Below are 8832 nucleotides of genomic sequence, written 5' to 3'. Positions count from 1 at the left end.
GAAGCCTGCCGGAGCCTTGAGCCAAGCGCTAGTTTGGCCCGCGAGGGTTTCCGGAGCGAGCGGAAGCCAAGCAGGCCTCGGATCAAAAGTGGGGATACGCCCGCCTTCCGGGGAAGGAAGAAGCTCTTTTCGCCATTTTCCTTATCTTTTTCCTTTGTGAGGAAAAATTATACATGCTTACCCTTCACGGGCACATTCGGAAGCCTCACCCCTTAAAATGGCCAGGCCATGGGGCAAGGCCGGCAAAATGGTCTCTAGGTTTTCCCTCACACCTTTAGGGCTGCCGGGAAGATTTATGATAAGGCTTTTCCCCCGGATACCAGCAATGGCGCGGGATAGCATAGCCCGGGGCGTAGCCTTTAAACCGGCTGCCCGCATGGCCTCGGGCAAACCGGGCACTTCCCGCTCAATCACCTCACGGGTGGCCTCCGGAGTCACATCGCGCGGGCCAAAGCCCGTCCCGCCCGTAGTTAGCACCAGGTCGGCCCCTACTTCATCGCAAAATTCCCGAAGCTTTTGCGCTAAAATCTCCCGGTCATCGGGAACCACAGCATAGGCCACTACTTCTCCTTCAATGCGCGCCACCAGTTCACGAATAACGCTAGCGCTCAAATCTTCTCGCTCACCCCGCGAACCTTTATCGCTAGCCGTCAAAATGGCCACCCGGATCATCCTGCTACCACCTCTATGCTGTCGCCCACCTTTACCGATCCACCTTTAAGCACCGCTGCAAAAATACCCTCCCGCGGCATGACGCAATCGCCAGCCTGGTAATAAATGGCGCAGCGCTCATGGCACACCTTCCCTATCTGGGTTACTTCCACTATTGCTTCGGGGCCAATTTTTAATTTAGTGCCCGGCGTTAGGATGGTCAAATCCAAGCCCTCGGTAGTCAAATTTTCGGCAAAGTCTCCCGGCCCCACCGGCAAACCTTTGGCCTGCATTTTTTGAATGCTCTCCAGGGCCAAGAGACTTACCTGCCGGTGCCAAGGCCCGGCATGGGCATCGCCTTCCAGCCCATAATTGGGCACTAAATTCCCGCACCCCACATTCTTCTTCCGCTCACCCTTTTGCTGGCTTATACAAACCGCTACTATGCGTCCCAAGGTTTTTCCCCCTCCCGCTGCCAGGTGCCGCTCCGGCCCCCGCTTTTCTCCACCAGGCGTATGTCGGTAACGACCATGCCCCGCTCCACCGCTTTGCACATATCATAAATGGTCAACGCCGCTACACTAACTGCTGTTAAGGCCTCCATTTCTACCCCCGTCTGGCCCACGGTTTTCACCCGGGCTTCGATCTCCAGGATACCCCCGCCTTGCGGCCGGAATTCCACAGAAGCGCTAGTGAGATTTAAAGGATGGCATAAAGGTATAAGCTCCCCCGTCTTTTTGGCGGCCATTATTCCGGCTACCCGCGCTACGGCTAGGACATCGCCCTTGGGGACTTTGCCTTCCAAGATAAGGTTTAAGGTAGCCGGACTCATGATTACTCGCCCGCGGGCAATAGCCTCGCGCTCGGTTATCCCTTTGGCACCCACATCCACCATGCGCGCCTGACCTTTAGCATCCAGGTGGGTTAAAGGATTTTCCTGCACAGTTGGTTCACCCCCCTAGCTGGGACATAACCCGCGCCTGCTGCCATCCCTCTTCCAGGTGGTGCCTTTTAGGCTTGGCGGCCACAGCCTGGCGGAATAGCTGTGCCAATTCCTCTGGGGAAGCCCCCGATCGCAGAGGAGTTTTTACGTCAATCTCTTCTCCCCAGTGCAAGCAGGGCCGGAGTTTGCCATCAGCTGTGAGCCTTAACCGGTTGCAACGGTGGCAAAAATGTTCGCTCAAGGCCCCGATAAACCCTACGCTCCCCACACCTTCATCTACCCGGAAGTTCTGGGCCGGCCCGTTGCCGCGCAACTCCTCCAGGGGCTGCAAGCTAAAATGCTGGGCTATCTTCTGGCGTATCTCCGCCACCGGGACATAGTTAACTCCTCTGTTGGCTGCCGTACCGATGGGCATAAGCTCGATAAAGCGTATATGGAGGGGTTCTTGGCGGGCCAGGTGAGCGAAATCCAAAATTTCGTCGTCATTAAATCCGCGCACCACGACTACATTTAATTTCACTGGCGTAAGTCCGGCTGCCAGGGCTGCCCGGATACCCAGCCATACATTCTTTATGTTCCCGCCGCGGGTGATATAGCGGTAACGCTCAGCCCGCAGGCTATCCAGGCTGATGTTTACCCTTGTAAGACCGGCCTCCTTTAAGGGTAAGGCCAGGAAGTTTAACAAGAGGCCGTTGGTGGTGAGGGATATCTCTTCCAGGGCCGGCAGTTTAGCCAGTTCGCGCACCAGAGTGACTACATTTTTCCGCACCAGAGGTTCGCCTCCGGTAAGCCGCACCCGCCTGATGCCGACTTGAGTGGCGGCCTGTACCAGGGTGACAATTTCCTCCAGGCGTAAGATCTCCTCGTGGCTCTTAAGGGATACCCCTGTAGCTGGCATGCAGTAACGGCAGCGCAGGTTGCAACGGTCGGTAATAGATACGCGCATATAGTTTATGTGGCGGCCAAAGGCATCTTCCACCGGCCCTCACTCCTTAAAAAACTTAAGAATTAGAAATTCCGCCATATCACTTCTCCGCAACTCCTTAGGTCATATCCTTCCAGGTTAAGGGCTTCGGCTAAAAATCTCTCCGAGTGCATGGCACTAACTAACTCCTGGATCAGGTCACTCTCCCACTGCTCGCGCAAGAAGCAAAGGTCCAATCGCTGGGTTGCCAGAGGGATGAAATCCAGGCCGTAAGCCCGGGCAACGGAACAAGTGCCCAGGCCCACATCCGCCACACCACTGGCCACGGCTGCAGCTACGGCCAGATGGCTAGCTTCCTCGCGCTCATATCCCTGAATGTCCTCCCCTTTAATTCCTAAAGCCTGTAAATGATGATCCAAAAAAAGGCGCGTGCCGGAACCCACCTGGCGGTTGACAAAGGTGATCTCCGGGCGTTTCAAATCTTTTAAACCCTCAACTTTTTTGGGGTTACCACGAGCTATTATGATTCCTATCTGCCGGTAAGCCAGGTTGACCAGTACGGCTGGCCGGCCTACCAAGTATTTCTCCACATAAGGTACATTAAAGCTACCTGTTGAGGCATCCCACAGGTCCAAGCTGGCACCATGGGCTTCTCCCCGCTGTAAGGCGAGCAATCCCCCCAGGCTTCCTGCTGGCGAGATGGCCAGAGTACTGCCGGGATGAAGCTGCCGTAGAATATTGCCGAGCATGTCCAGAAGGGGATCATGGCTGCCGCTTATCACGGCGGTATTCTCAATATCCCCTAAAGCTTTGAGCAAAGCAACTTCCACTTCCGTACCGGCAGCAAAACCTTCAGACAGGCGAGGGACACGCAAAATACCATCTGCCCGGGCCAGGGTAGTAAGGGCCCCGGCACCCCGGCCAAGCGGTGTAGCCATCAGCCTGTCCCCTACCCGGACGAGCCGTAGCCGCACAAATTCTTCCCTACCCAAAGCGGAAGGTATTTTACGGGCCAACACAGCTTTAACCGACGGGCGCTCTGGGACCGGAAGTCCTTGCTTTTCATATACTAGAGGCCGGACAAAAAGCTCGGCGCACAAGGCGGCCGAAACAGGATAGCCCGGCACCCCGATCACCGGTTTATCTTGCACTATCCCCAGGATAACGGGTTTTCCGGGCCTGGTAGCCACGCCGTGGGTCAAAACCTGTCCCAGCTCCGCCACTAGGCGCGCCGTATAATCTTCTCGCCCGGCCGAAGAGCCGGCATTGATGAGAACTATATCGGCCTTAGAGAGGGCTTCCAGAAGCCGCTCCTTTAGCAGAGCATAGTCGTCGGGGGTTATAGGGAAGACCTGGGGCTCCCCGCCCCACTCCTGCACCAGGCCGGCCAGCATAGCGCTGTTGGACTCCAGAATTTGCCCCGGGAGGGGGTGGGAATTGGGCGGTACCAGCTCGCTGCCAGTCGGCAAAATGGCCACCCGCGGCCGGGAGCGCACCAGAACTTCCGTAATACCTGCGGCCAGTAGAATTCCCAGGTCAAAGGGCCGCAAGACATGATTAACTGGCAATAGCATTTCTCCGGCCGTAATATCTTCCCCGGGGAGGCGCACATGCTGCCAGGGGACAGCCGGAGATTGGATTTCCACCATACCCTCTTCCGGAAAATTTACTTCCTCAATCATAATAACGGCATTGAATCTTTCCGGCAGCGGGTCACCGGTATCCACTACCACGGCTTCCTGACCCAGGCGAAGTTTCCGGGGGGCACTTTCAGAAGCACCAAAGGTATTCTCCGCCCGGACAGCAATGCCATCCATAGCCGCTCCGGTATAATGGGGTGAGGAAATAACAGCGTACACAGCCTCAGCTGTAACCCGTCCCAAGGCTAAACGTGTAGGCACTCTTTCCCCCGGAGCAGCCCTTAATGTTCCCAGACTGCGCAAAGCCTTCAAATATTCTTCCAGGGCTTCTTGCCAGGGCCGGTTATCCACAAAGATTTTTTCCCGCTGCAAATTTTACCCCCCTACTTTCCTTGCTAAAAAAGCCGTCTCAAGCAAAAAGGCGTACCTTGACCCGACTGCCCGCCTCGAGTCCCGCCTTGTTCAAAGGGATAATCACCAGCCCATCAGCCTTTACCATAGTAGAAATTAAGCCCGACTTGCCCGGTATGGGTACTGCTAACAATCCTTCCTCTCCTGCCACCAAACGCACCCGTACATAATCCTCGCGCCCAGCATCGGACGAGAGATGCCGGCTCAAAATAGCTTCTACTACCGGTTCTTCCTCCGGAGATTTAAAATAACCGTAACTGAGCAGGGGGCGCACAAAAAGATCGAAGGAAACCATGGCCGAAACGGGATGGCCGGGCAGCCCGAAGACCATTTTGTCGCCAACAACTGCGGCCAGGGTAGGTTTTCCAGGGCGTATGGATACCCCGTGAAAAAGGATACCTTCTTCATCCCATTCGGCTAGCAGGCGTAGGGTCAAGTCCCGTGTACCGACCGAGCTACCTCCTGATAGCAATACCACATGATTTTCAGCCAGGGCCCGGGATACCCGTTCGCGAAGCAAATCCAAGTCGTCGGGCACAATGCCGTACAGCTTAGCTTCCCCTCCACAGGACTGCACCAAAGCATACAAAGTGTAAGAATTGATATCCCGTACCTGGCCGGGGCCGAGCTTAGCTTCCGGAGGCACAATTTCATCACCCGTGGCCAAAATACCCACCCGCCAGGGCTCCCATACGACTACTTTTCGGTACCCCAGGGCGGCCAGAACTCCTATATCCTGGGGCCTAAGCCGTCGGCCTGCCTCTAGCACTGTCTGGCCCTTTTTAACGTCTTCACCTTCCCGCATGACATTTTCTCCCGGAGCTACCGGCCTTAAAATGTTTATCCACCCGCTCGGCAGGCTTTCCGTATGCTCCAACATTACTACTGCATCGGCCCCACCGGGCATCATACCGCCGGTGCTGACAGCCACTGCTTCCCCCGGCCCCACGGTTATTTCAGCCGGGCGTCCCATCAGCACCTCTCCCTTAAGCCGCAAAGGGAAGGGACTTCCCTCACTCGCGCCAAAAGTATCGCGGGAGCGCACCGCAAAACCGTCCACCGTCGCGCGCGCAAAACCAGGTATATTTTCCCCGGCCACTACATCTTGGGTCAGTTCTAAACCCAAGGCCTGGGTCAAGTCCCGTATTATGGGTTTCCGTTTTATGCGGGGCCAGTGTTCCGCCAGAGCCTTTCTAGCTTCAGTTAATGTTAATACCTGGAAAAACTCCATAAGACTTCTCCTCAAAGTCTACTTAAAACAGCCTAACTGGCACTGGGTAATTTTTATTTTAAGCTCGTTAGCCGCTTCTCCAATGGTAAGCATGGGTACACCAAGTTTTCTGGCCAGATCTTGGGCCACGGCGCAAGGCAATTTACCTTTATGGCTGGCCGCAGCTTCCTCCACAGCCTTTAGAACATCTTCTCTGGTCATAAGTGTCCCCCTTCACCCTGGCAAATAACACAAAAGGCACCCGGATGGGTGCCCTGCCTTCGCAAAAGCTCCTTTCCCAATCCGGGAGGCAGGCCCGTTTCCCGGCCCACCCCGTCACCGCCCGCTTAACGGGCAGGAGGCCAGTAGCCATAGCCGCAGTCGGCCTTAGGCCCACTGGCTCGGAGTCCCCTATATTTCGTTAAGCTTATTTTAGCATAATTCATAGTAAAACTCAAAAGAAAATTCTATCGCAATGTACTTTTCTTAGCGACAGCCGCATCTGTTGGAAATAGTCATTACCATAACCACTTCTCCCGCCCTGGAACCAGCCTCAAAGAGAGAGCGTGCTGCACGCCATACCTCTTCCTCCTCACCGCGAATAATGGTGCTCATGGAGTTTACCTCTAACTGCACTCTATCCGTCGGCACGGCAGCCAAAGCCTCTTTAATAATCTCTGAGTAATCAGAAGTACCCAAAGGATAAAGGGACACCTGACAGGCGAGCATCTCCCCCACCCCTCTACCTTGTCTTAATCTTTATTTTTTATAAGACACTGCGCAAACAAAGCCGCCATCCGTTCTTCCCTCTTGCTGGGCCTTGGCCTCCAGCGTCAGGGCTTCCTCTACCTTGGTGAAATCAAAATTCGGCGGTACAAAAAGAACTGCTTTGCCCTTAACCTCGCTTCCCGGCATGGCGGCCAGCAGCTCCTCCAAGGTAGGAAAGCGAGCCCACCGAAAGAGGCTATCCGGATCGCTGGCTGCCCTGGCTTCATAATAGCGGCTCCAGGCACTGTTGCCCCCTATTAAACCCACCACCAGCCGTCCACCGGTTTTAAGTACCCGATAAGCTTCCTGTAGGGCCTCCCTCAGATCTGGGACGAATTCCAGGGCAGTAACCGATACTACTGCGTCAAAACTATCATCTTTAAACGGAAGTTTGCGAGCATCAGCACGCAAGAATTCGATGGCCAGGCCCTCCCGCGCCGCCTTCTCCCGCGCTTTAGCCAGCATGGCTTCCGATATATCAATGCCCGTCACTTTAACTCCTATTCGGGCCAGCTCCAGGGAGAAATTGCCCGTACCGCAACCTATGTCCAGGATTTCCATGCCAGGTTCGGGTTTTAAATATTCATAAATAGCTTCCTTTTCAATCTGGTCTACCAGCTTGCCCTTAGGCGTCTCGTACCAAGCATCATAATCCTCGGATTTTTTGTCAAACAGCTCTGCCACTTTACCTCCCCCCATCCATTAGCCATCATAGCATAACTGCCTGGTAAAATACAACACTTGGTATACATTCTTACCATTGAGAAGGCTCACTCGGAGGCCCTCAAACTGACTTGCCTTGCTGTATGCTCAGCAACAGCCAATGCATGATATAATAATACCTAGGAATGGAAAATTCAAAAACAGGTGCTAGGAGTGGCTTATAGGTCCTTATGACTAAACTTAAACTCGTGCAAGGAGGAGACAGCAGCTATGCGCAGGGTTTTGTTTATCATCGATATGCAGAATGATTTCGTAGCCGAAGGAGGCGCTTTAAGTTTTCCTGCCGCGCGCGAAGTAATACCTTTTATTGCTGATAAAATCAGGGAAGCCCTGGCCCGAGGCGAGGAGGTTCTCTTCACCCTTGACACCCATGCCCTTGGAGATGCCGAGTTTCAAAAATTCCCTCCCCACTGCTTAGAAGGTACTCCGGGACATGACCTTATACCTGAACTTAAAGAAATAATCTCCCCTTACGAAGGAACAGGGCAGGTTCACTTCCTTAAGAAAAGCCGCTACAGCGCTTTCTTTGGCACTGATCTGGACGACTGGCTGGGGCTAACGCCGGGAAGTAATAAAGATAAGGTAACTGAAGTAGAACTCGTCGGTGTGTGTACTAATATCTGCTGCTTCTTTACCGCTGAAGAGCTGGCCAATCGAAATATCCCTGTGGTAGCCTACGCTAAAGGTATGGCCAGCTTCGATCCGGAAGCCCATAAGTTTGCCCTGGAACAGATGCGAAGCGTCCTGGGTATTAAAGTGATCTAATCAGCGAGCGATATTGAGGTTATAGGTGCGGCTCGTGATGGTAGAAAAAGCTCCCCTTCCAACTAAGCCATGGCCTAAAAACCCGGGACTGCAAAACCTGATTCTCATCGGAACTTCCACTGGAGGACCGCACACTTTGGCTGAAATACTGGCCGAGCTACCTGAGAGCATCCCGGCTGGCATAGTAATTGTCCAGCATATGCCCCCCACTTTTACTGCAAGTTTGGCCAAACGTCTGGATGAAATCTGCAAGATAAAAGTCGAGGAAGCATCTGAAGGTACGGCCATAGAAGATGGGAAGGCTATCGTAGCTCGGGGCGGGTATCATATAGATTTTGCCATGGCTCCTACCGGCCTTACCTGCCGTTTGACTCTGGAGCCGGCCAATACCTATTTTCGCCCTTCGGTGGACGTGCTGTTCGCAAACGCCATGCGAATCTTTCCTCCTAACAAGATAATCGGCGTCCTCCTTACAGGCATGGGCAACGATGGGGCTCAGGGTATGGTCGAGCTCAAGCGGCGAGGAGGATACACCATCGCGGAGTCCCGGGAAACAGCAGTGGTGTGGGGCATGCCCCGGGCGGCCTACGAGGCCGGAGGAGTTGATGAACTCTTGCCCCGCCATGATATAGCTAAAGCGCTCCTAGCGCGGCTGGCTAAACAGTGAAGTCAATATATAAAAAACCTCAACAAGGTCCCGCCCTGTTGAGGTATCTGCCTTTGGCTCCCCGGGCAGGACTCGAACCTGCAACCACTCGGTTAACAGCCGAGCGCTCTACCATTGAGCTACCGAGGA

Annotated in this window: 11 protein-coding genes, 1 tRNA gene and 1 riboswitch; of the genes, 2 read left to right on the top strand and 10 right to left on the bottom strand. The window is 54.3% G+C overall.

Features of this window, described 5'->3' with window-relative positions; genetic code table 11:
* Positions 1 to 177: 177 nt before the first annotated feature.
* The 9 genes from AC1BI1_RS14980 to AC1BI1_RS14940 form a co-directional block, all read right to left on the bottom strand.
* Positions 178 to 672 carry a MogA/MoaB family molybdenum cofactor biosynthesis protein gene (locus tag AC1BI1_RS14980; protein ID WP_476718111.1) on the bottom strand — a complete coding sequence of 165 codons (495 nt, stop codon included), beginning with the start codon at positions 670 to 672 and terminating at the stop codon, positions 178 to 180.
* Positions 669 to 1106 (bottom strand): MOSC domain-containing protein, encoded by a 438-nt coding sequence (locus tag AC1BI1_RS14975; RefSeq protein WP_476718110.1) that lies wholly within the window; start codon positions 1104 to 1106, stop codon positions 669 to 671. The genes AC1BI1_RS14980 and AC1BI1_RS14975 overlap by 4 nt, the downstream gene beginning before the upstream one ends.
* Complete coding sequence (gene moaC, locus AC1BI1_RS14970) at positions 1094 to 1594, bottom strand: cyclic pyranopterin monophosphate synthase MoaC (protein ID WP_476718109.1); 501 nt, start codon at positions 1592 to 1594, stop codon at positions 1094 to 1096. Before moaC ends, AC1BI1_RS14975 begins: the two co-directional genes overlap by 13 nt.
* Positions 1595 to 1601: 7 nt before the next feature.
* Positions 1602 to 2573 carry a GTP 3',8-cyclase MoaA gene (moaA, locus tag AC1BI1_RS14965; protein WP_476718108.1) on the bottom strand — a complete coding sequence of 324 codons (972 nt, stop codon included), beginning with the start codon at positions 2571 to 2573 and terminating at the stop codon, positions 1602 to 1604.
* Between the two features lie 29 nt (positions 2574 to 2602).
* Entirely contained in the window at positions 2603 to 4531 is a 1929-nt protein-coding gene (locus AC1BI1_RS14960) for a molybdopterin biosynthesis protein (protein WP_476718107.1), read from the bottom strand.
* 37 nt (positions 4532 to 4568) lie between these two features.
* On the bottom strand, positions 4569 to 5801 hold the full coding sequence (locus AC1BI1_RS14955; RefSeq protein WP_476718106.1) for a molybdopterin molybdotransferase MoeA: 1233 nt from the start codon (positions 5799 to 5801) through the stop codon (positions 4569 to 4571).
* Positions 5802 to 5819: 18 nt separating this feature from the next.
* Positions 5820 to 6002 carry a hypothetical protein gene (locus AC1BI1_RS14950; protein ID WP_476718105.1) on the bottom strand — a complete coding sequence of 61 codons (183 nt, stop codon included), beginning with the start codon at positions 6000 to 6002 and terminating at the stop codon, positions 5820 to 5822.
* A 52-nt stretch (positions 6003 to 6054) separates the two neighbouring features.
* A riboswitch (molybdenum cofactor riboswitch) is annotated at positions 6055 to 6199 on the bottom strand.
* Between the two features lie 67 nt (positions 6200 to 6266).
* Positions 6267 to 6509 (bottom strand): YkoF family thiamine/hydroxymethylpyrimidine-binding protein, encoded by a 243-nt coding sequence (locus AC1BI1_RS14945; protein WP_476718104.1) that lies wholly within the window; start codon positions 6507 to 6509, stop codon positions 6267 to 6269.
* A 30-nt stretch (positions 6510 to 6539) separates the two neighbouring features.
* Positions 6540 to 7232, bottom strand: a complete 693-nt coding sequence (locus AC1BI1_RS14940) for a class I SAM-dependent methyltransferase (protein WP_476718103.1) — start codon at positions 7230 to 7232, stop codon at positions 6540 to 6542.
* A 249-nt stretch (positions 7233 to 7481) separates the two neighbouring features.
* Between AC1BI1_RS14940 and AC1BI1_RS14935 the strand changes: the two genes are divergently transcribed.
* On the top strand, positions 7482 to 8036 hold the full coding sequence (locus tag AC1BI1_RS14935; protein ID WP_476718102.1) for a cysteine hydrolase family protein: 555 nt from the start codon (positions 7482 to 7484) through the stop codon (positions 8034 to 8036).
* A 37-nt stretch (positions 8037 to 8073) separates the two neighbouring features.
* The gene (locus tag AC1BI1_RS14930; RefSeq protein WP_476718101.1) at positions 8074 to 8703 is read left to right on the top strand and encodes a CheB methylesterase domain-containing protein; all 630 of its coding nucleotides are present in this window, start codon (positions 8074 to 8076) and stop codon (positions 8701 to 8703) included.
* A gap of 54 nt (positions 8704 to 8757) precedes the next feature.
* Here AC1BI1_RS14930 and AC1BI1_RS14925 read toward each other — a convergent pair.
* Positions 8758 to 8832: transfer RNA gene (locus tag AC1BI1_RS14925), tRNA-Asn, on the bottom strand.

The sequence above is a fragment of the Thermanaeromonas sp. DSM 22490 genome, from assembly GCF_056378755.1.
Note: the sequence above shows the minus strand (reverse complement) of the source record. Positions and strands in the feature narration are given on the sequence as shown.